The 21,374-nt window shown below is 57.1% G+C and carries 16 protein-coding genes and 2 pseudogenes; 8 read left to right on the forward strand and 10 right to left on the reverse strand.

The features are described from left to right. Window positions 1-316: 316 nt before the first annotated feature. Window positions 317-826 carry a cytochrome P460 family protein gene (locus AC13QE_RS22215; RefSeq protein ID WP_488485271.1) on the reverse strand — a complete coding sequence of 170 codons (510 nt, stop codon included), beginning with the start codon at window positions 824-826 and terminating at the stop codon, window positions 317-319. 196 nt (window positions 827-1,022) lie between these two features. On the opposite strand from AC13QE_RS22215, the gene AC13QE_RS22220 reads away from it, so the two are divergent. Beyond that, window positions 1,023-1,772, forward strand: coding sequence for a 2OG-Fe(II) oxygenase (locus tag AC13QE_RS22220; protein WP_488485272.1), 750 nt, complete (start codon window positions 1,023-1,025; stop codon window positions 1,770-1,772). 109 nt (window positions 1,773-1,881) lie between these two features. Here AC13QE_RS22220 and AC13QE_RS22225 read toward each other — a convergent pair whose 3' ends face one another. Next, complete coding sequence (locus AC13QE_RS22225; protein WP_132720279.1) at window positions 1,882-2,643, reverse strand: helix-turn-helix domain-containing protein; 762 nt, start codon at window positions 2,641-2,643, stop codon at window positions 1,882-1,884. 170 nt (window positions 2,644-2,813) lie between these two features. On the opposite strand from AC13QE_RS22225, the gene AC13QE_RS22230 reads away from it, so the two are divergent. Next, a complete protein-coding gene (locus tag AC13QE_RS22230) occupies window positions 2,814-5,072 on the forward strand; it encodes a marine proteobacterial sortase target protein (RefSeq protein WP_488485273.1) in 2,259 nt (752 codons plus the stop codon). Further along, window positions 5,069-5,689, forward strand: coding sequence for a class GN sortase (locus tag AC13QE_RS22235; protein WP_488485274.1), 621 nt, complete (start codon window positions 5,069-5,071; stop codon window positions 5,687-5,689). Before AC13QE_RS22230 ends, AC13QE_RS22235 begins: the two co-directional genes overlap by 4 nt. A 28-nt stretch (window positions 5,690-5,717) precedes the next feature. Here AC13QE_RS22235 and AC13QE_RS22240 read toward each other — a convergent pair whose 3' ends face one another. Then, window positions 5,718-6,689, reverse strand: coding sequence for a nitrilase family protein (locus AC13QE_RS22240; RefSeq protein ID WP_488485275.1), 972 nt, complete (start codon window positions 6,687-6,689; stop codon window positions 5,718-5,720). Window positions 6,690-6,779: 90 nt separating this feature from the next. Here AC13QE_RS22240 and AC13QE_RS22245 point away from each other — a divergent pair, with 90 nt between their 5' ends. The 4 genes from AC13QE_RS22245 (at window position 6,780) to repC (ending at window position 12,222) form a co-directional block, all read left to right on the forward strand. Next, window positions 6,780-7,685, forward strand: coding sequence for a LysR family transcriptional regulator (locus AC13QE_RS22245; protein WP_488485276.1), 906 nt, complete (start codon window positions 6,780-6,782; stop codon window positions 7,683-7,685). Window positions 7,686-8,557: 872 nt separating this feature from the next. After that, window positions 8,558-9,781, forward strand: a complete 1,224-nt coding sequence (gene repA / locus AC13QE_RS22250; protein ID WP_112611006.1) for a plasmid partitioning protein RepA — start codon at window positions 8,558-8,560, stop codon at window positions 9,779-9,781. Continuing rightward, complete coding sequence (gene repB / locus AC13QE_RS22255) at window positions 9,778-10,812, forward strand: plasmid partitioning protein RepB (protein WP_488485277.1); 1,035 nt, start codon at window positions 9,778-9,780, stop codon at window positions 10,810-10,812. Before repA ends, repB begins: the two co-directional genes overlap by 4 nt. Window positions 10,813-10,998: 186 nt before the next feature. Beyond that, on the forward strand, window positions 10,999-12,222 hold the full coding sequence (gene repC, locus AC13QE_RS22260) for a plasmid replication protein RepC (RefSeq protein ID WP_488485278.1): 1,224 nt from the start codon (window positions 10,999-11,001) through the stop codon (window positions 12,220-12,222). Window positions 12,223-12,406: 184 nt separating this feature from the next. Here the strand turns inward: repC and AC13QE_RS22265 are convergent, their stop codons facing one another. The 4 genes from AC13QE_RS22265 to AC13QE_RS22280 all read right to left on the reverse strand — a co-directional run bounded on the left by AC13QE_RS22265 (window position 12,407) and on the right by AC13QE_RS22280 (window position 17,518). Further along, entirely contained in the window at window positions 12,407-12,577 is a 171-nt protein-coding gene (locus tag AC13QE_RS22265) for a hypothetical protein (RefSeq protein ID WP_165915294.1), read from the reverse strand. Between the two features lie 564 nt (window positions 12,578-13,141). Further along, window positions 13,142-13,639 carry an HIT family protein gene (locus tag AC13QE_RS22270; protein WP_488485279.1) on the reverse strand — a complete coding sequence of 166 codons (498 nt, stop codon included), beginning with the start codon at window positions 13,637-13,639 and terminating at the stop codon, window positions 13,142-13,144. Window positions 13,640-14,278: 639 nt separating this feature from the next. After that, window positions 14,279-16,000 carry a peptidoglycan D,D-transpeptidase FtsI family protein gene (locus tag AC13QE_RS22275; protein ID WP_488485280.1) on the reverse strand — a complete coding sequence of 574 codons (1,722 nt, stop codon included), beginning with the start codon at window positions 15,998-16,000 and terminating at the stop codon, window positions 14,279-14,281. Window positions 16,001-16,282: 282 nt separating this feature from the next. Further along, window positions 16,283-17,518 carry an MFS transporter gene (locus tag AC13QE_RS22280; RefSeq protein ID WP_488485281.1) on the reverse strand — a complete coding sequence of 412 codons (1,236 nt, stop codon included), beginning with the start codon at window positions 17,516-17,518 and terminating at the stop codon, window positions 16,283-16,285. Between the two features lie 296 nt (window positions 17,519-17,814). Between AC13QE_RS22280 and AC13QE_RS22285 the strand changes: the two are divergent. Further along, window positions 17,815-18,147: pseudogene (locus AC13QE_RS22285) on the forward strand (transporter substrate-binding protein); the annotation flags it as partial. Here the strand turns inward: AC13QE_RS22285 and AC13QE_RS22290 are convergent. From AC13QE_RS22290 to glgX, 3 genes and pseudogenes are all read right to left on the reverse strand, one after another. Beyond that, window positions 18,138-18,455, reverse strand: a pseudogene (locus AC13QE_RS22290) (helix-turn-helix domain-containing protein); the annotation flags it as partial. The pseudogenes AC13QE_RS22285 and AC13QE_RS22290 sit on opposite strands and share 10 nt — an antisense overlap. Before the next feature lie 451 nt (window positions 18,456-18,906). Next, window positions 18,907-19,149: a hypothetical protein gene (locus AC13QE_RS22295; protein ID WP_488485388.1), complete on the reverse strand. Its 243-nt coding sequence runs from the start codon at window positions 19,147-19,149 to the stop codon at window positions 18,907-18,909. A 78-nt stretch (window positions 19,150-19,227) separates the two neighbouring features. Continuing rightward, on the reverse strand, window positions 19,228-21,297 hold the full coding sequence (glgX, locus tag AC13QE_RS22300) for a glycogen debranching protein GlgX (protein WP_488485282.1): 2,070 nt from the start codon (window positions 21,295-21,297) through the stop codon (window positions 19,228-19,230). Window positions 21,298-21,374 lie beyond the last annotated feature (77 nt).

The raw sequence follows: 21,374 nt of genomic DNA on the forward strand, positions 1-21,374 counted from the left end.
CGGCAAAATGCACCCCGAAAATATGAAACTTGGCCAAGTAGCCAGTGAAGAAGAATTTTTGGAGAATCTTGGGGTGGGAGATGAGGCAAAACGGGGCCGCCAGGCCCTGCGGCGACCCCATAGAGATGGCGTGGGCTTGCGAAGTTCCTCTTCCATGATGATGGAAGCGGCTCGATGGCTACCTGCTCGAAGCGGCGCTCATCTATGGGTAAAATAGGGGCGGCTATCCTGGCGGGAGGAGAAACCATGGATAGCCGGCCGGCAGCGATATGGTGAGATCAGGCCGGCAAATTTCACTTAATCGCGTTGCAGCGCCTTACGGCGCATAGCGCGTAAAGACGTAGTCGTGATCCCTGACGTTGCCGACATGGCAGCTGAGACAGGTTTCATGTTGGGCAACGTCGACCGGCTTGCCGTCGACGAACCGCCCGAAGCCCCAGCCGTGACTATCGGGATATTTCTTGGAATCCTTTACCATGACCTGCACCGTGGTCGGCGCTCCCGGCACGGTTGCCGGGGCGAACTCCGTCGATTGCATGCGTTTGTAGGCGAGTTTGACGAGAATCGAGCCGTCGGGGAAAGGCAGGGTGCCCTTCTTATAGGCGTCGACGGCGATATCGTTGCCGAGCACGGCGCGAAGCTCGTCGAGCGGCGGAGCCTCCTGCGCCGGCGCAATGAATTTCCAGTCCCGATAGCCTTCCGGTATGGTCACGCCGTAGATCGGCGATGCATTTTCCGGCGGCGTTGCAGAACCTGCCGATTGAGACGCGGCGATGCCGACGGCAAGGCTTGAGACGGCAAATGCGCCAAGGAATGCGAGTTTCATTTTAGACTCCTGCCTGACGGATAATCCCGCAGAAGATCGCCGGGAATTGTGTCCGCGAAATTTCAGGAAACGGCTCGATTGTATCGCAATGTAGCCAGGGAAACCCATTCGTGTGAGCTGCTCATCGGAAATCGGGTGGCTACCGCTCCGGTTCGGACGCTAGGCTTCAGCTTATCACGGCTTCCAAGGACCCGACATGAACACATCGATCTCCACTTCCGCACCGGCTTTCACGGAAAACTCTATAGAGGCTCGGATCGACGCCTATGATTGGCCGTCGCTCGCAAGAGAGCTTGACGGCTTCGGCTGCGCCGTCCTTCCGAAGCTTCTGGCACCCGATGAATGCGCTGCGGTCTCCGGGCTCTACTCCGAGGAACGTCATTTCCGCAGCCACATCATCATGGCGCGTCACGGCTTCGGAAGAGGCGAATACCGCTATTTCAACTATCCGCTGCCGTGGCTTCTCGGTGGATTGCGCAAAGCGCTTTATCCCCACCTCGCCGGCATCGCAAACGGCTGGAACGAACGGATGGGCGTCGAGGAACGCTATCCCGATGAGCATGCCGCCTTCCTGAGGCAATGTCATGAGGCCGGTCAGAGGCGCCCGACGCCGCTGCTGCTGCAATATGTGCCGGGCGACTACAATTGCCTGCATCAGGACCTCTACGGCGAACTCGCCTTTCCGATCCAGGTGGCCATTCTGCTGTCGGAGCCGGAACAGGATTTCACCGGTGGCGAGTTTGTCCTGACCGAGCAGCGGCCGCGCATGCAAAGCCGCGTGGAAGTCGTGCCGCTTCGACAGGGCGATGCCGTCGCTTTTGCGGTCCACAATCGGCCCGTGCGGGGAACGAAGGGAAGCTACCGCGTCAATCTCAGGCACGGGGTAAGCCGGGTCCGCTCAGGCGTGCGCCACACTGTCGGGATCATCTTTCACGACGCCCGCTAGAGCAATTCTGCTTTTCTTCGAATTGCGAAAACGCTCTAGCTTTTTGTTTTTACGCAATTCCGGACGGAAAACCGCTACGCACTTTCCTGAAATTGTTCCAAGAGCGCCGCTATCCGACGAAGCCGGCGTAATTTTCTCCGGTAATTCTGTGCATGATGGCCGAGTATGCCTCGTGATTCTGATCGCCCGCCAAGACGCGCCCGAGCGACGGCTGCGCGAAAGCCGACATAGGCAGGAGGGCGAGCGGCGTCGAGACCGGTGTGAGGTGCGACCCCTGCCCGGCGCGCAATGTCGTCAGCAAGCCGAACATCTCGCCGGTGATACTGGGCCTCGACAATATCGCCATGCGATACTGCCCGGACGAATTCGTCACCAGGTAGATATGTCCCGACAGGTGCGGCACCGACACCGAACCCTGCTGGGAAAAGGAGGCATCGCTGCGCTCGCGCTCCCGGAAGCTCAGACAGGTGCGTTCTCCATCCCAGGCGATCTCGGTGCAATAGGCGAAAATCGCCTTCGCATCACCGAAGGACGGACGAAGCGTCAGGTAAGTGCCCTCCAACCAGGAAACCGAGGCGCGGGAATAGGCACCAAGCTCTTCCGGGGCATGGCCGGGCTTGTCATTGACAACGGTCGCTTGCGTTCCAGCCGGCTCCCGCAGGACAACCCCCATCGCCTGCTCCAGCCGAATGAGGGTCGCGAGCGTGAAGGGCCGGTGGCCGGAAAGGGCTTTCTCCAAGGTCGAAAGGCTGATGCGGGCATCATTGGCAAGGCGTTGCCGGGAAATGCGCCGTCGGGCGATCTCCTCGCGAACCCGCGCCGCTACGGCGCTGTTCTGGCTGTCGGACAAATAGGGGTCGCCCTGGACCATTCCTTCGTTTCCTGTTTGCGTAATTTTCTTCACAATTCCACACATGGCCGTAACCGGCAAGACCGTTTGCGGCAAGATGCGGACGAAACAGGGCAAAGCTTACGCTGGCGAGAAAATAGCCTTTGTTCACAATGGCTTCAGTCATTTAACCAGCGAACAAGGAGCCTGTCATGTCAGCCTCGCCAAACTTCTCGCGCTACCAGAAGCGGCAAAATTTCCTCATCAGATTCGGCCTGCTGCTCTGGTTCAGCAATGCCATCCTGCTGCCGGTGCTTGCCGTCATTTTCGCGCTGCTACATCCCCTGGAATCGCACGCGCAGCCGGCAGCCTTCGTCACGCCGAACGAAATGGGCACTGGCAGCCTTCTTCTTCAGACCAAGGACGAAGGACAATATATCGAGGCGCCCCGCCTTGCGACCGATGTCGATATCGACGTCAATGGGCCGACGGCACGCGCAGTCCTGACGCAAGCCTTCGAGAACACGACCGACAAGTGGGTCGAAGCCCTCTACGTATTTCCTCTTCCGGAAGACAGCGCCGTCTATTCCCTGAAGATGATCGTCGGCAACCGGGTCGTTGTCGCTGATATCAAGGAGAAGCAGGCCGCGCGCGCCATCTACGAGAAAGCGCGCAGGGAGGGAAAGAAGGCGTCCCTCGTCGAACAGCAGCGCCCGAACGTCTTCACCAATACGGTCGCAAACATTGGCCCGCATGAAAAGATCGTCGTTCAGATCGAATATCAGCAGTCGGTCCGCTTGGCGGACGGCCGCTTCTCCCTGCGGGTGCCGCTGGTCGTCGCGCCGCGCTATAATCCGCAGAACGCATCGCCCATCACACAGCAAGCCGATCTTAAGGCCGGCTGGGGTCAGTCCAAACAGAGCCCATCGCGCAAGGTCAGCGACCAGCCCGTCTCCGCGCCCCTGATGGCACCTGGCGGCGACCGCGCCAACCCTGTCACCCTCAAGGTCAATCTCAACGCCGGCTTCCCGCTCGATGACGTCAAAAGCCTCTATCACGCGGTCAAGATCGACAAAGTAAACGACAGCGCACGCCGGATCGTCCTGGATGGCGACGCGACTGCCGATCGCGACTTCGTGCTCGAATGGAACGCAGTCGCAAGCAATATGCCGAGCGTCGGTCTCTTCCGCGAGCATGTCGGTAAGGATGACTATATGCTTGCCTATGTGATGCCGCCGGCGGTGGCGACGCCGCAAAAGGCGGGCCGCGAAGTGGTCTTCGTTATTGACAATTCCGGGTCGATGGGCGGCACGTCGATCGAACAGGCAAGGGCGAGCCTCGATTATGCCCTGTCCCGGCTCGAGCCGAACGATCGTTTCAACGTCATCCGCTTCGACAACACGATGACCAAATTCTTCCCCGATTCGGTCATGGCGACGGCTGAGAATATCGCCTCGGCCCGCCGCTTCGTCACCGGCCTGGAAGCTGCCGGCGGAACGGAAATGCTGCCACCGCTTCAAGCAGCACTCGACGACAGCCACCAGGCCAACGGATTGCGTCAGATCGTGTTCCTGACCGACGGCGAGGTCAGCAACGAGCAGCAGCTTCTCGATGCGATCGCAAAGTCGCGTGGACGCTCCCGCATCTTCATGGTCGGCATCGGCTCGGCGCCGAACACGTACCTGATGAGCCGCGCCGCCGAACTTGGCCGTGGCAGCTTCACCCACATCGGTTCGGTCGCCGAGGTGAACGAGCGCATGCGCGCCCTCTTCGACAAGCTGGAAAATCCGGCTGTCACCGATGTCGCCGCTACCTTTTCGGAGAAGAATGTCAGCCTGTCACCCAACCTCCTGCCCGACATCTACCATGGCGAACCGCTCGTTCTGGCGGCCAGGATGGGAAAGGCAGCCGGAACCCTGACCGTCAGCGGCAAGCTCGGTGACCGCCCGTGGACGATCTCCTTGCCGCTCGATCAGGCAAGCAATGCCAAGGGTATCTCCAAGATCTGGGCACGACGCCAGATCGACGATGCCGAGGTCAATCTTACGCTCGGCAAGATCTCGCAGGCCGACGCCGACAAGCGTATCCTGCAATTGGCTCTCGACCATCATTTGGTCACGCGTCTGACCAGTCTCGTCGCCGTCGATACCAAGCGTCTGCGGCCGACAAACGCGCCGCTGACACAGGCCGACATTCCATTGCAGCTTCCCGCGGGCTGGGATTACAACAAGCTCCTCGGCATCGGTGCAACGCGGGATGCGAAGGCTGACAGCAGGCAGCAGCAGACAGCCGATGAGCTGCAGGGTGCCGATGGAGATGCTGAGCTCGAGCCAATCTCCGCACCGGCTCAGGCCAGCGTTCCGCTGCCGCAGACGGCAACGCCGGGAATGCTTCTCATTCTCCAGGGATTGCTTGCTCTTCTATGCGGAGCTTCGCTGCTGTTCCTAGCATCGCGAAGGAGCCGGGCATGATCGCCGCCACTCGCCTCCAAACCATGGGGAGCGCGCCAGCGCGCTCCCTTCTGACTTTTGCGGCCGGCATTCTCATCGCCGCCGGTCTCTTCCTCGCCGCACAAGGAGGATGGATCTACGCCAAGGCGGCTTTGGCGCAAGTCCTGCTGGAACGTGCCTTTGCCGAGAGCGTGATATCAGGCGCACCGGTCAAGCCATGGAGCTGGGCCGACACATGGCCGGTGGCGCGTATCGAAGTTCCACGCCTTGGCGTTTCCGCTATCGCTCTGAAGGGTGCAAGCGGCCAGGCGCTTGCCTTCGGCCCCGGCCATCTCGACAACACCCCGCAGGCAGGCGAAGAGGGTACGGCCGTCTATGCGGCACACCGGGATACCCATTTTATTTTCCTGAAAGATATCCATGTGAACGACCGTATCGGCATCACACGTCGCGACGGCCGGACTTTTACTTTCCGCGTGAGCCGCATGGCCGTTGCCCGCTGGGATGAGGCTGACATCGACCCCGATGCACGCGGCGTCCATCTCGTGCTGGCGACATGCTTTCCCTTCGACGCCGTTACCTCTGGGCCGCTTCGCTATCTGGTCTATGCCGATCTCGAAGAAACGATGGCGAAATAGACCACGGCCAGCCATATGGAAATCCACCCTACCCGCTGTTGCGGGTAGACTCTTCCGAGTAGCGCGCGTCCATGGGTGCGAGACCGTTGGCGTTGGGTTGCGTCAGGATACTATAAAGCTCGGGACGGCGGCCTCTTATCCAGCGCTGCCCCGTACATTTGTCGAGCAGGGCCAGATCGATTTCAGCGCTTACCCTTGCATCGGTCGCCGCCCAGGTTTCTGCCAGAATCCGACCATAGGGATCGAGGATCATGGCATTGCCGGTGCGCACTTCGTCTTCATCCTGTCCGACACCGTTGCTGAAGACGAGGAACATTCCATTGTCGTGGGCGCGCGACGGCAGCCAGCGCATGAACCACTCCCGGCCGTTCGGACCTCGAAACTCTGCCTCGATCGCCTCGGGATCTTCGTGGCGATTGATCCATTTTTCGACCGGTATCCGCTTCAGCCCGTGCGGACTAACCGAATGGCCGCCGCCGGCCTGATGCGGCGCGATCAGCAATTCGGCGCCAAGCAGCGCCGTGGCGCGCGCATTCTCGATCAGATTATTGTCCCAACAGATCAGGATGCCGGCACGAATTCCCCAAGGTGTGTCGAAGACCGTGAAGGCATCGCCGCTGGAAATAAGGCGATGCTCCCAGGCGTGCAGTTTGCGATGGCAATGGATGTGTCCATCCGGCATGCAGACCACGTAACTATTATAGAGCTTTCCGTTTTCACCCAACTCGAGGAAGCCAGCGCCGATCGCAATGCCCTTCACCCGCGCCAGGGCTGCGACCCGCGCGATCGAGGGACCGGAGAGCGGCTCCGCCAGCGCCTGCAGCGCGGAGCCATCGAGCTTGGGAACATGCCAGTATCCGCAGATGCACATTTCGGGAAAGACGACGAGCTGATTATCAGCCTGAACGGCTTCTTCCGTGAAATGCTCTATACGCGAGAGATTGTAGGCCTTATCATTGGCCCGATGTTGAAACTGCACGGATGAAATTTTGAGCGTCATGTCGATTGCTCCTTTCGTCATGAGCCCATTTGACCACGCACCATCTCTTTCGTAAAATGACTTTATCGATTAAAATTATTCCTAGACGGAATGGAAATAAAGCTCCTCCGATCCTTCATTCAATTGATCGACAGCGGCCACTACGGCAAGGCTTCGGCAAAATTGTTCGTCACCCAATCGACCCTGACCAAGCAGATTCAGGCTTTGGAAGCTGCAATGGGCGGAGCGTTGTTCGAGCGCGGCCGCCATGGCGCCAAACTGACGCCTCTCGGAGAACTTCTGCAGCGCGAAGCACGCCCGCTTCTCCAATTGAACGACGACGTCGACAGGAAGATGCATCGCGCCATAGCCGGCCTTACCGGATATCTCGACATCGGATTTGGAATATCGACGCTTGCCGTCGCACCACGGCTGATCGCCGGTTTTCGGGCGGCGACGCCGGATTGCAGTATCACGCTCAACGACTTGCCATCGCGGGAACAGCATCAGCGCCTGCTCGACGGCCGGCTCGATGTCGGTTTCTGCCGGGCGCCGGAGGAGGATAGCGGCTTGGCTTTCATGCCCGTCGTCGAAGAGTATCTAGCCTTGGCGCTTCCAAGTGGGGTGACCATGCCGGCCCAAGATCGACTGTCGGAGCTGAATGAACTCGGATTTGTCGCACTTTCGCCGTCGCGCGGACCTGGATTGGACGACCAGATCAGGCGCTGGTGTTCGCTTGCCGGTTTCGAGCCTCGCATTGCCCAATATGCCGACGACATACTGACCGTGCACGCCATCGTTTCTGCCGGCCTGGGCGCGGCATTCCTGCCTTGGCGTGGCGTGCGGGCATTGGCGGGGTCCATCCGCACGCAATCTCTCTCAGGACCGGAATCAAAATGGCCGGTAGGAATCTGCTGGCATCGCAAACATACGAGCCCCCTGTTAGCCGGCTTTGTAGATCATGTAACGAAGAATCTGGAATTCGACCACCCGGCCTCCGAGTGGCAATCGAGATAAAGGCCTGGCTTGCATCGGCATTCTGCGATGCAAGCGATCACTCTCGTTGCGGCAATGGGGTTATGCATCCAACCCCTTTGTCCGAAAGACGCTAAACGTGAGACTGCCCGACCTCGTCGTCGGACGGTTCAAGCGCCCTGATGCTCAAAACGAACCATGCAGCCAAAGCATTGTCGGCATACCCAGCACCGCCACTGCAATCATCGCCGAAACTGCCATCTTGATCGCTTTGATGCGCCGTGTCCTGACGCCGCTCCAATCATAGCTCAAAATTACTAACCCTCACAAATCATTAATGATTCGCAAACTAGGGCCGATCCAACTTTCGACAAGGGAAGGCGGTGATTCGTCCACAGCGGATATTTTCAATGTCCGTTACATGAAACTTGTCCAGCCTTTATCCATGGCAGGCGGGCAGCTGCCGAGGGTAGCGAAAGACGGCAGAGCCTGATCCGCTCAACGCTCCAGGCATGCCGAACGGCTATATGCTCGCTGCCTGCACTTGTGCCATGATCGCTGAAAGGGAAAGCTGGAACTCCCGCGTGAGAGCATCCGCACGAAGCCGACTCACACAGCCCCCTTCGGTGATTCCCGTCGTCGAAATCGTTACAATCTTAGCCGGGTAGAGATCGGCAGATCGGCGGCAACGACATTATGCAATCAAAAGTGCAAGCCTTCACCCGCAGCTATTTTTAGCGCGTGGTCGCAGAAAGTGCAGGAAAAGCAGCGCGTTAAACGGCCCGGCCAAAGTCCTGACTGTCACACGCTGACCGTTCATTATCCGTTAATCTCTGGACGGCCTGACAGAATCGTGTTCTATCTTCTGGCGGGCAAATGTCGGCAAACCGGCGACAGGCCGCCAAGAGGGATAAATGGCGATAGCGAACCGCACGGAGACAATAGCTCCTTCAAAGGAAAATGCAGCCAGCAAAATCGCGCGGCATGCAACCGTACTGTCTGGTCAGCTCCAGCAGCTCAGAACGCGTATGTATCCGCCGAAATCCGAGAAGATGCTACGCCAGTTCCTGACCAATGAAGTGTCAAAGCTCACGTCTATCCCAGATTCGACATTGAAGCTGATGTCGAGTGAAGGCCGCGGTCCTGTTCCCAGCCGGTTGGAGAACAATCACCGGGTCTATACGCTTGCCCAGATCAACGAATTGCGGGAGCTGTTTGCCAAGCAGAAGCCTACGGAAGCGCTTCGCTTCCTGCCTCGGCGCCGACCGGGCGAACATCTGCAGGTGATGGCGATTGCCAACTTCAAGGGTGGCAGCGCCAAGACGACGACCTGCGTTCATCTCGCGCATTATCTCGCGCTGCATGGCTATCGCGTGCTTGCCCTCGATCTCGATCCGCAGGCATCGCTTTCGGCCATGTTTGGCGCGCAGCCGGAAATCGATGTCGGCGCCAACGAAACCATCTATGCGGCACTTCGATATGAGGCGGCCGAAAGGCGGCCCATCCGCGAGATCATTCGCAAAACCTATTTCGATGGCATTGACCTTATTCCAGGCAACCTGGAGGTCATGGAGTATGAGCACGAGACCCCTCGCGTCCTGGCTCAAAAATCCGGCTCCGGCGTGATCTTTTTCGAGCGCCTCAAGCTGGCGCTGGCCGAGGTCGAAAGCGATTACGACATCGTCATCCTCGACACGCCGCCGTCGCTCGGATTTCTGACCCTCAGCGCTATCTATGCCGCAACAAGCATGATCATCACGGTACATCCGGCCATGCTGGACGTGGCATCGATGAGCCAGTTCCTGCTTATGATGGGCGACCTGATCAGCGTGCTCAACGAAAGCGGTGCGCAGCTCGATCATGATTTCATTCGCTATCTGGTAACGCGTCACGATCCGAACGATGCGCCACAGTCCCAGGTCGTTGCGATGCTGCGCCATCTCTTCGGCACCGATGTCCTGTTGCCAACGGCGATAGAGAGCACCGCAGTCGAGGCCGCCGGACTTGCAAAGCGCTCCCTCTACGAGTTGGAAATGGGGCAGATCGGCCGAGATACGCATAAGCGCGCGCGTGAGGCCGTCGACGCCGTCAACGAAGCGATCGTGCAACTCATCAATGCAAGTTGGGGACGTGGATGAGCAAAAGCCCGAGAAAATCCATCGTCGCCAGCTTCGGCCTGCTCTCAGCGGAGTTGGAAAGCAGCGAAAACAAAACGGATTCATCGCCGCCGGCCCCTGCGCCCGCGCAAACCGGCCGTGTCGGTGCCGGTGTGATCGGGGCCGCGCATCGGGCGATCGGCGACATACGCGCCGAACGTGACCGGCTGCGCGCCATTGTCGAATCCGGCGAAGGCTGGATACAGGACCTCGATCCTCAGGTGATCGATGCCTCTCCCTACCCCGATCGCCTGCCTGACGATGATCCTCAGGATTTCGAGAGATTCAAGCGTTCCATTGAGGAGGAAGGCCAAAAGGTTCCGATCCAGGTTCGACGGCATCCTTCTTCAGGCGATCGGTATCAGGTCGTTTACGGCCATCGCAGATGGCGGGCTGCTCTCGAGCTCGGCCGCACCGTCCGTGCCATAGAAGTCGAGATTTCCGATCTCGATCTCGTTCTAGCGCAGGGCATCGAGAATGCCAGCCGGCAGGACCTGACATGGATCGAACGCGCCTTGTTTGCCTCACGCATGGATGATGCGGGCATCAAGGCGCGCCACATCTATGCGGCTCTCTCGATCGAGGATGCGGAACTTGCGCGAATGCGGAGCGTCTATCGCGCAATTCCGGCAGATATCATTGAAGCGATCGGCAGGGCTCCGAAGATTGGCCGACCGCGTTGGCTGGATCTGGCGAAGGCCATATCCGCAGCGCCGAATGCTCTTGATGTGGTGCGCACCGCTCTCTTGGATGCAAATAAGGACAACGAAACCTCGGACCAGCGCTTTCAGGTGGCGCTGAAGGCGATCAAGCCTCCGTCCGAGCCGCGCAACACGCAAATTGCGATTTCCGATATATCCGGAACTAGGTTGGGTGTGTTCATGACCTCCCCTCGGGAGGTTCGAATCTCTGCCGAGGGCAAACTGGGTACGGAATTCGTAAGATTTATCGAGGAAGAGCTGCCCGATCTTGTCGAGCGCTTCACTCGTTTCAGAGACAAACGCAACCCCTGACAGCTGTCAGGGTTTTCTGATTGGAAAGGAAACTAGCAAAAGAAAAAAGGCCCCCAAACGTTGCCGTCGTGGAAGCCTTCTCTTCAATGTAGCAACTGAAGAATCGCATTTCCCCGAATCACAGTCAAGAGTCTTTGGCACCGTTTTTGGTGATCGTATTTCTTTTGCCTCTTGAAGGTGAAGAAAATGCAGAACGGAAGTGTGACGACGCCCTTTGGGCGGCGGCCGATGACGCTTGCCTTAATGAGACGGCAGGTCGCCACGTCCGCGATCGAACCAAACAAGACGGCCGATAAATGGAAAGTGTTTCGAGACATATCCGAAGCACGAGAAAAGCTCGGTCTGCAGGATCGCAGCTTGGCGGTACTCGATGCCTTGCTGAGCTTTTATCCCGACAATGAGCTTCGTCAGGACGCCAAGCTCATCGTCTTTCCCTCCAATACGCAATTGACCTTACGAGCCCATGGCATTGCAGGCGCCACGCTTCGCAGGCATCTGGCATTTCTCGTCGAGGCTGGCCTGATCGTCCGCAAGGATAGCGCCAATGGCAAGCGCTATGCGAGAAAAGGCCGAACAGGCGAGATCGAAAACGCCTTCGGCTTCGATATCTCACCGCTGTTATTGCGCGCCGAAGAACTTGCAATCATGGCTCAACAGGTCGTGGCAGATCGGATCGCTTTTCGGCGGGCCAAGGAGAGCCTGACAATTTGCCGGCGCGACGTCCGTAAACTGATTGCGGCGGCTATTACGGAAGGCGTCGAGGGCGACTGGCCCCGGATCGAAGAAACCTATAGTGCCCTCCTCGCGCGCATTCCCCGCTCCCCAACCATGTCTGAGGTAACCTCTACTCTCAGTGATATGGAGCTACTGCGTGGCGAAATCATCAACCTACTGGAAAAACAGCAGAAAATTGAAAATTATAGCACCAATGATGCCCATAGTGAGCGCCACATAAAGAATTCGAATCCCGAATCCCTTAATGAACTTGAACCAGGCTTTCGAACAAAGTTGGAAGCAACATCTCGGAAAACGGACGAGCGACAAAAAGAGCCGATGCGCATCTTCCCGTTAGCTCTCGTGCTGAAGGCATGCCCCGAAATTAGCTCCTATGGCCCTGCAGGCGTGATCAGCAATTGGCGAGATCTCATGTCTGCAGCCATCGTGGTACGATCGATGCTCGGTGTCACGCCCTCGGCCTATCAGCAAGCTTGCGAGACGATGGGGCCGGAAAATGCCGCCGTGACAATGGCCTGCATTCTCGAGCGATCAGGGCATATCAACTCAGCCGGTGCTTATCTACGCGATCTTGCAGGCAAGGCAAAACGCGGCGAATTTTCACTTGGCCCGGTACTTATGGCATTGCTTCGCATAAACGCGGGGTACGGCGATATCGCGTTAGAAGTTTCATGACATATCGGATCGGCTTGCTGAGATGCGCCGGCTCCGAGACACCAACGGTACGCGATCGGAATAAGCCTTCGGGTCAACACAGCACAGAGGCCGCGAGATATACATTTTCTTACGCGATATGGCTGCGGCAAGCCATTCAGCTTTGGCCATCGAACCTTGCCGACGGCCAAAGCTCCACATTGGATTAACGGCAGATGCGCTCCTTGCGAACCACCCAGTGGCCATGAACCCTATGCTTTACGGTCTTCACAAAGCAATTGTGGTGATGGCGATGAAATGGAGCTGCCTGGGAGGGAGCGCTGACGGCAACAACCGAAGCCAGGGCGATGGCAGTGGAGAGAAGCAGGCTTTTCATGTGAAACCTCATAAGCATTGGGGGTGATGCTGCGTGTTTACGCATGACTTTGATGACCGATTAAGGCTTAACCGAAAATGAATAGCACCCTTACGATTTTGTAATGAACTTTAGCGGCAGCTACTCGCTCAACGAATTTTCAAAAGGGGTAGAATTAAGCTCCAGAGAATAGATCCCGGTTTAATCGACAACATGCAGTGCATTTTGTCTCATCGTTATTCCGGCGAGATAGAATCATTGGAACGGTCATAAACGAATGTTGGAATGGAACCGGTGAATAAATGCGCTCGGATTACTCGCTCAAAGGCTGATTTCCCCTCTGCTGAAGAAAAAATCGGCGCTAGTGGGTGCCCATGTAGCAGTCGATAAAAAGTTCAGTCAACGCGATATGGCTTATGGAAGTTAATGCCAATATAGCTTCAGGATTAGAAATTTTCACTGAGAAATCCGGCAGTTAGCCGGTGCCGAATTCGGGTATGAACGGCGAGATATTGCGCTTGTTTTGTGATGTATAGCAAGGCAGGGGAGGGAATGGTCAAGCAAATTGTCGTTCAGCAACATCTTTCAGATAGCCTGCAAACGGAGACGTATTGTCTTGCGCAGAAGGTGGATTGCTTCAGAAACGGTCGGTCCTTCGATAGGAGGCGGCAGCGCACGTTCGCAGAACTCCCGCCAGACGAACAGCGTTAGTTCGGCGCCGTCCGTTTCGCTTTGCTCCTCCCCTTCCGTAAATTGCCCGAGGAGCCGATATCGGGCATCTCGCCAGAACAGTTTCTCGACCCACTCATAGATAGGAATGATATGGAAATGAAAAGCGAGTCCGAAGCTATGACCATAGCGCCCGATATAGACGCGCGGAGCGCGGAGCTCCTCCTTCAGGGCTGCTTGAGATAGCGCCAATAACGGACCGATTTCGCGCAAATCGTCATCGGATAAGTCCGACAGATCATCTGCAGATCTCTTCGAGGCAACAATAAGATAGCCGGGGAGGGCAGAGTTCGTGCGATGACCAACGACCCATCCGTCGGTTTCAGCGATGAAAAACTGTGAAGCGGGCCTCATTTCAAATCTCCACTTCCTGCCATTATTCGCCGGCTAGTTTTCCCCCGCGCCTGGCGCAAAGGCGGTTTGGAATCCGTGAGCATGGGCCGCCCCTTGGTCTGAATGAAGGGGCATACAGTATGGTCCCTCTTCCGTTGCAATTCTTACTGGGCGCCCAGCAGATTACACGGAGGAAATAGATAGCGGCAATGATAGGATGTGACGTTTCTCCAGCGTTGACGGCAGCTCAAGGTCATTTGTCTCGACTTCGGAATAAGCTCTGTCCAGTTTCCGCGCTCGCAACAAAATCCTGACAGCTGTCAGGGTTTTTCAATAAGCGGATGGGGAGACGGCGTGGAGAGGTTTACCCTGCGCAAGGCGAGCGGTCTGAGGAGCGCATATGTCATGCTACCTATAAATAAGCTTGGACCGCAAACCCTGACAGCTGTCAGGGTTTTTATCGTACGGGATCCGGATCCCGAGCGTTGGGGCGCTATGCGATAGAGCAGAAACCTGATTGGTCTTGCTAGAAAGATTTCGGCGGGACGATAAACGGCAGGCTGAATCATGCGAGCGGGCCGCCATTTTATCCCGCGTGGCTACCGCTGCAGCGGCGTCCGACGCCGCACCCGTCGCGACGCTTCAGCGCGAGCGTGATCCTTAATATGCGGCCAGCAAGTTCGATCCGAAATCCGGCTCGACACCGAGCAGTGGCGCGGCGTGTGCAATGATGTCGTGAACCATAGGTGCCGCCGTTTCGGCGGCGAGATTCAGGTTGTGCACGCCCGTCAACGGCTGGTCGATGAAGGCCAGCACCACATACTTCGGGTTATCCATGGGGAATGCCGCCAGGAATGAATTGAAGCTGAGCTTGTGCGAATAGACCCCGTGGATGACCTTGTTTGCGGTGCCGGTCTTGCCGCCGACATGATAGCCGGGAACGTCGGCCGCTCGGCCTGTGCCCTGTTCGCCATTCAGCCGGAAGAGGTAACGGATGGTGTCGCTGGTGCTTTTCTTGACGACCATCGTTTCGGTCTTCTCCGCCTCCTCCTGCGTGCGCGGAAGAAAGGACGGCTCGATCAGCTTGCCGCCGTCAATGAGGGCGGCACCCGCGACGGCGGTCTGCATCGGTGTCGTGGCGACGCCATGGCCAAAGGCAATGGTTATAGAGTTGAGCTTTTTCCAAACCTTTGGCTGGCTCGGCGCTTTCACCTCTGGCAGTTCCGTCTGCATTTTCGACAGCAGTCCGAAGCGGGTCAGATAGCTCTTCTGGATGGCCATGCCCACCTTGTCCATCATTTTGGCCGTGCCGATGTTGGACGAATAGCGGAAGATTTCCGGGATCGACAGGACACGCCGCGGCACGTCGCGGTCGTCATGGATGGTGAAGCCGCCGTAGTGCAGGGGAGAGCTGGCGTCGAAGGTATCCGTCAGCTTGACCATGCCCGTATCGATGGCCATCGCGATCGAGAAGGTCTTGAAAACCGAGCCCATCTCGTCGGTGCCGTTCGACATGCGGTTCAGCCAGCCTTTGACATCAGTCTGCGGGTCGTTCGGATCGAAGTCGGGTGCCGAGGCCATGGCCAGGACTTCGCCGGTGTGGATGTCGAGAATAACGGCGCCGGCCGCCTGACTCTGGTAGCGGCCGATCGCATCCGACACCACGTCATGGACGATGTTCTGAACGCGCAGGTCGATCGAAAGCCGCACGGGCTCCAGTTGGTCGCGGCTCGTCAGGCCCGTCGATGCGAGATCCGACAGGCCCTGCATGTCGAGATATTTCTCCATGCCGGCAACGCCGTGATTGTCGATATCGACATAACCGAGAATATGGGCTGCCGTGCGTCCACCCGGATAGAAGCGTTTGACCTCAGGCCGAAATCCGATCGCCGGAATGCCGAGCGCCAGGATTTCGCTCTGTTCCTTCGGCGTCAGCTGCCGGCGCAGCCAGGCAAAATGCGATCGGCGATCGGCGAGCTTCTTATAAAGGGATTTGCGGTCGATATCGGGAAAGATCGAGGCGATTTTTTCCACTGCCTCGTCCGGATCGATCACACGGTTGGGCTCGGCAAACATCGAAACGGTGCGGATGTCCGTTGCAAGCAATTCGCCGTTTCTGTCGACGATATCCGGGCGCGCGGCGCTGACATGATCAGGGGGAATTGCCGAGGTGTCGGTCCTCGGTTCCATGTCGAAATAGGTGAGCCTGGCGAAGATCGCCACATAACAGACGAGGAGCCCGCCCGCGAGCATCATGATGCGCGCTTTGGCGAGTTTCGCCTGGCCCGTTGCCCGCACCGGCGGGCGCTCGCGACCCCCAGGACCAAAGGTGATTCTGATGAGGCGACCGCTATTTGCGCCGAGTGCGTGGATGATCGACATGAACGATAATTCGCAAAAACTGGGAGGGCGGGTTTGCCTCTCGATTAACAATCTTTAAACGCAAGATGGTTAACAGGAGTCTAATCACAAGCTTCCATTACCAATCCTCGCGCATGAAAAAGAGTGCACCAAGCGGACTTCCAGCGGGCAAGTGATAAAGTGGAAATGCTGGTGGGAAGGGACACTTTCTAGAAAGCGACGATTGGTGCCCAGAGGACAATAGTTAGGTCCAAGCGCCTTGCAGTAGTACGCGAGGCAGAATTTGGGGACTAGTAGCCCCCTCTACCTGGCGTCTACACCTTCGTCTCTCGTTCCCATCCACCGTCTTACAATGAGCAACGAACATGCCAGAAAGGCCGTAGCATAGCCGCTGATCAAATATGGTGCAGATATTCCAGCAAACTCGGCCAGTGCGGCTCCAAGCGGAGGGGCTGTCGTCATCGCTGCCGCGCTAAGTCCCTCGCCTACCGCGGCAACGCGCCCCAAAAGCTCAAGCGGCGTCTCCTTCTGCAGCACCACGCGGTAGGGGACAAAAAAGCCGGCGCTGGCCAAACCCGTAGCAAATAGGAGTGCGCAAAAACTTATGGCAGACATCTCCATATCGCCGCGTCCGACGTGGCCCATCAAGGCAATTAACAGTCCGCCGACAAGGCCTGAACCGATCATCAGCTGAAAAGGATCGCGCCGCCCGAAGAACTGCCCTAGAAGCAAAGCGCCAATTACTCCGCCGGCTCCTGCGGACGCAACGGAGGCTCCGAGCAAGGCGCTCGAAAGTCCGATCTCCTTGACCAGGAGTGCGATCAGCCCGTCGTACAGGAAGATTAGAAAATAGCCGAGAACCATAGCCACAATGGCGGTAGCCAGGACTGGCTTGCGGCGAATGTGTCTCAGGCCGTCGGCAAATTCCTCGCCAAATTTTCTCTTGGCGGCTTCACTGCGATCTGCGCGCAATCCGCCAGGCAAGCCAAAGAGAACCAATGCCGCGATCAGCGACAGGCCCGCGTTCACCAAGAAAATCTGCTGTAGGTCGAGAAATATCGTTAGAATTCCACCCAAGGCCGGGCCGACAATCTTGGTGAGCTGATTAATGACGTGGCTGAGGCTATTTGCCGCCAATAATCGATCAGGGGTCGTAAGAAGTGGAATTGCCGCCTGCTTTGCCGGCGTGAACAAAGCGTCGGCACTGGATTTGATGACAACGCATCCGAGGAGCACAACAAGATTTGGTGCGAGAACAAATGCCGCCGTTGAAATGGCACGTATGACGTTACTCGCTACCAGGAGCGTTCTTTGATCGGCGCGATCCACCAAGACACCAACGGCGGGAGCGAGAACGACATAGGGTAACGTCAGCGCCAACGTTAAACTCGCGATCGCTACAGGTCCAAGCTGCCATTGGAATGCTACCAGCGCACTTAGCGCCACAAAGTCCAACCAATCGGCTAGATCGGAGGGGATCTGGGCGAGGAGCAGTCGCCGCAGTTTCGGCACGGTGAGCGGCGCGAGGCTATCAGGCAAGCGATGCATTGCGACCGCGGTTAATATCGAACCTCGTCATGGAGCCTCTTCGTTACTCACCTCAACCATCTGCTCAACCACAACCACGGATTATGATCGAGGATGGGGAGTGGCACAATTGCCGATCTAGCGACACCGCCCCCAAATCCGCTCTTTTTACCTTGGAGTGCCAGTATCATGCCGCAATGCAAGGCCTGTTAATAGATTGAAGTACATATATAATTTCTCGATATGGAAGTATAATCCATGATAGTTTCCGCCCGTGATTTTGCGCGGTATCGAGCAGATTATTGCAAGGCTCCGAATTTGCCCTTCACGATTATCGCCGCAATGGTGGCCGGAAGGCGGAGCTCGTCTTCTTCGATCCGCATGCGGATCTGGCCGCCTATCTCGAGGGTGCGCGCAGCTTGATGCGTGACGGCGGTTGCCGGCACATCGTCGGCACGATCACATCCGCCGCCCGCAAGGAAGTCATTCCGCTTGTCGAGAAGCATGACGGCCTGCTGTGGTACATGTGTCCGTACGAAGGGTTCGAGGCGAACGAAAACGTCATCTATATCGGTGCCTGCCCCAATCAGCATCTCATCCCGCTGTTCGAACATCTCATCCCGCGTCACGCAAGGCGACCGGCAATCTGCTCCGGTGACCAATAGGCCTTCAGGCGATCAATGACCAACTCGCGCAATCTTGGATGCCGCCTGAGCTTACGCAGTCTTCGACGCCGTTCCTTGGCGATGTCATCGGCGATCGTATCGAAGTAGCCGCTGTACGCGGGGAATTCACGATCGTAGAACATGTTACGCTTGAGCTCACGGCAGATCGTTGAACGATGACGTCCGAGTTAGCGGGCGATCTCGCCAATCGGTACCTTCCACTCTCCGAGATGATAAAGACGGCGCCGACCGGCGAGGGTGAGCTGCTGATAGCAAAGCGACATGCCAAAATCTTTAAAGTGAAGCCATTGAAATCATTGGCATGTCGCACTTGAAAATAGAATGTACCCGGCTACAACCAAAAATCAGATAATTTGTATTATGGAACAAGGAATGATTCTCACTTGCGATATCGCTGTAAAACGGAATTGCGCTTCTTTCTTTTCGCCTGCTGGAGATCGCGTAGTTGCCGCGCATGGGAGTTATCGAATGACAGCGAGCTTGTTGCAAAGCAAAGTCTAGATTACTCGGCTCCCAAGCGAGACGCCATCCCAATCAACATTCGGCCTTAAACCCCAGTATCCGGCTCAAAACCGACACGTACCGCTGCCTCGATGATCCGGTCGGTGTGTCGGCTGTATCACCGGTGACGCCGACTGCCCGATAATCCGGTCCTTGTCGCGCAGGAGAATGCCACCCGGTAAGGGAATGAAAACGCCTGCCGCCTGCGCAGGGTCATGAGGTAGCGAATTTCACCGCTACGCCGCGCTGCCGAAAGTAAGCCGGCATAAGCTTTCTACCCGAGCGATTGTTATGCGCGACTCGGGCCGGATCGAACACAGCTTCCTTTAAATCCGCCCCCGCCAGGGCTGTCTTGAGAGTCGCGATATGCAAGTCGATGTAGGCATTGTCCGCCTGAAGCGATTCATAAATGCGGTTGATTGCATCTGCTACGGTCGGTTCGGTTGACTCGAGAATCGGATCGAGATTTCCGTTATCCGAGCTTCCACACTTTAAAGACCTGCGATGAGCATTGTCATTTCTCCCACGCTTGTTTCAGGCTGGCCGCAAAAGCGAGAGGCTGTGGGCTTCAAGTTTAAAGAGCTTCTTGTCGACCATGCCTCGATTCGGCTCATCAGGATCGGATGTGGACAGTTCCGGCGCCCAGCGTTTGTCATCCGGCAAGGTAAAGTCGACATCTCCATCACGAGGGTTGAACAGGATCAGAACATCATCCCAGCCCTCTTCGAATGGCTGCTCACGCAATAGGCGCAAACCGATCGCCGTATTCGCTTCATCGTCCCATTGCTCATCCGTCCGCTCACCACCACCCGGATTGAGCCAGGTGACAATCAGACCATCGCGCCAATTTTCCCGTCTGAGAATGGAATGTGCCTGACGCAAGGCGATAAGGCGTTTGACGAAAGTATAAAGCGCTTCGGCGCTGCCATATCGATCGTCCCAATGCAGCCAGCTAAGTTCGTTGTCCTGACAGTAGCCATTGTTGTTGCCCATCTGGCTTCGGCCGGATTCATCACCCGCCAGCAGCATCGGGGTACCATGCGAAAGAAAGAGGGTCGTGAGAAAATTGCGCTTTTGGCGCTCCCGAACGGTATTGATGGCTTCATCGTCCGTCGGACCTTCAGCGCCATAATTGTAGCTACGGTTGTCGTTGTGGCCGTCATTGTTATCTTCGCCATTCGCCTCATTATGCTTCTCGTTATAGGAGACGAGATCATTGAGCGTGAAGCCATCATGGGCGGCGATGAAATTGACGCTCGCCCATGGGCGGCGGCCGCGAAGATCATAAACATCGCCTGACCCTAAAATGCGGGCGGCAAAATCCCTTGTCATGCCGGGAGTGCCCTTCCAGTAATCCCGTACCGTATCGCGATATTTATCATTCCACTCCGCCCAACCCGGCGGAAATCCTCCTACCTGATAACCGCCGGGACCAATGTCCCACGGCTCGCCGACAAGCTTGACTTTGGCAAGCACCGGATCCTGGCCGACCGCATCGAAGAAGCCGCTGCGTTGGTCGAAACCCTGGGGCTCGCGGCCAAGAATGGTGCCGAGATCGAAACGAAAGCCATCGACATGCATTTCTTCGACCCAATAGCGCAGCGAGTCCGTCACCAGTTGCAGCACGCGCGGATGCGACGTGTTGATCGTGTTACCGGTGCCGGTGTCGTTGATGTAGTAGCGGGGCTGATCCGGCAGGGTCCGGTAATAGGAGAAATTGTCGATGCCTTTGAATGAAAGGGTCGGACCGAGTTCGTTGCCCTCCGCGGTGTGATTGTAGACGACATCGAGGATGACCTCGATACCGGCATCGTGAAAGGCACGCACCATGTCGCGAACGCCTTCAATGCCCTTTGGCCCATAATAACGAGTTGCCGGCGCGAAGAAGGCAAGGCTGTTGTAGCCCCAATAGTTGCTCAAGCCCTTGTCGAGCAAATGACTGTCATCGGGAAAGAAATGAATGGGAAGGAGCTCGATCGAGGTGATGCCGAGGCTCTTGATGTAGTCGACGATCGCCGGATGCCCCAGACCGTCAAAGGTGCCACGCAACAACTCCGGAATTGCCGGATGCAGCATCGTCATTCCCTTGACGTGCGCCTCATAGAAAATGGTCTCAGGCCATGCGACAGTCGGCCTTTTATCGGGCGCTTGGTTCTTGAGGTCGACGACACGGCATTTCGGCATCTGTCCGGCGCTGTCTGTCTCGTCGAAGGAAAGATCCTTCTGCTCGTCATCCAGACCATAGGCGAACTGGGCTTGCGACCATTCGATGTTGCCCACAAGCTCGCGGGCATAGGGGTCGACGAGCAATTTGTTCGCATTGAAGCGATGGCCTTTCAACGGATCGAACGGGCCGTGGACGCGGTAGCCATACAAGGCACCCGGCTTCAATCCAGGAACATAGCCATGCCAGATTTCATGGGTATATTCCGGCAGAGCGATCCGGTCGATCTGCCGCGTTCCACTTTCGTCGAAAAGGCAGAGTTCCACCTTTTCCGCATAGGCGCTGAAAAGTGAGAAATTGACACCTTCTCCGTCATAATTCGCTCCCAGGCGCGTGTAATCTCCAGGCTCGATCGCATGCCTCTTGCCGCCTTCCGTCATGGAATCCTCGTGATGTTGCTGCGCAGCAGAAACACCCTGTGAAGCGCTTTGTTCCGGCCTTCGGGTTGGAGTACACG

The organism is Martinezella sp. CNPSo 3957, assembly GCF_057784395.1.

What these genes read in the sequence shown, in the direction of transcription:
- AC13QE_RS22215 (WP_488485271.1), bottom strand. Translation starts at nt 826, where the DNA reads ATGAAACTCGCATTCCTTGGCGCATTTGCCGTCTCAAGCCTTGCCGTC.
- AC13QE_RS22220 (WP_488485272.1), top strand. Translation starts at nt 1,023, where the DNA reads ATGAACACATCGATCTCCACTTCCGCACCGGCTTTCACGGAAAACTCT.
- AC13QE_RS22225 (WP_132720279.1), bottom strand. Translation starts at nt 2,643, where the DNA reads ATGGTCCAGGGCGACCCCTATTTGTCCGACAGCCAGAACAGCGCCGTA.
- AC13QE_RS22230 (WP_488485273.1), top strand. Translation starts at nt 2,814, where the DNA reads ATGTCAGCCTCGCCAAACTTCTCGCGCTACCAGAAGCGGCAAAATTTC.
- AC13QE_RS22235 (WP_488485274.1), top strand. Translation starts at nt 5,069, where the DNA reads ATGATCGCCGCCACTCGCCTCCAAACCATGGGGAGCGCGCCAGCGCGC.
- AC13QE_RS22240 (WP_488485275.1), bottom strand. Translation starts at nt 6,689, where the DNA reads ATGACGCTCAAAATTTCATCCGTGCAGTTTCAACATCGGGCCAATGAT.
- AC13QE_RS22245 (WP_488485276.1), top strand. Translation starts at nt 6,780, where the DNA reads ATGGAAATAAAGCTCCTCCGATCCTTCATTCAATTGATCGACAGCGGC.
- repA (WP_112611006.1), top strand. Translation starts at nt 8,558, where the DNA reads ATGGCGATAGCGAACCGCACGGAGACAATAGCTCCTTCAAAGGAAAAT.
- repB (WP_488485277.1), top strand. Translation starts at nt 9,778, where the DNA reads ATGAGCAAAAGCCCGAGAAAATCCATCGTCGCCAGCTTCGGCCTGCTC.
- repC (WP_488485278.1), top strand. Translation starts at nt 10,999, where the DNA reads ATGCAGAACGGAAGTGTGACGACGCCCTTTGGGCGGCGGCCGATGACG.
- AC13QE_RS22265 (WP_165915294.1), bottom strand. Translation starts at nt 12,577, where the DNA reads ATGAAAAGCCTGCTTCTCTCCACTGCCATCGCCCTGGCTTCGGTTGTT.
- AC13QE_RS22270 (WP_488485279.1), bottom strand. Translation starts at nt 13,639, where the DNA reads ATGAGGCCCGCTTCACAGTTTTTCATCGCTGAAACCGACGGATGGGTC.
- AC13QE_RS22275 (WP_488485280.1), bottom strand. Translation starts at nt 16,000, where the DNA reads ATGTCGATCATCCACGCACTCGGCGCAAATAGCGGTCGCCTCATCAGA.
- glgX (WP_488485282.1), bottom strand. Translation starts at nt 21,297, where the DNA reads ATGACGGAAGGCGGCAAGAGGCATGCGATCGAGCCTGGAGATTACACG.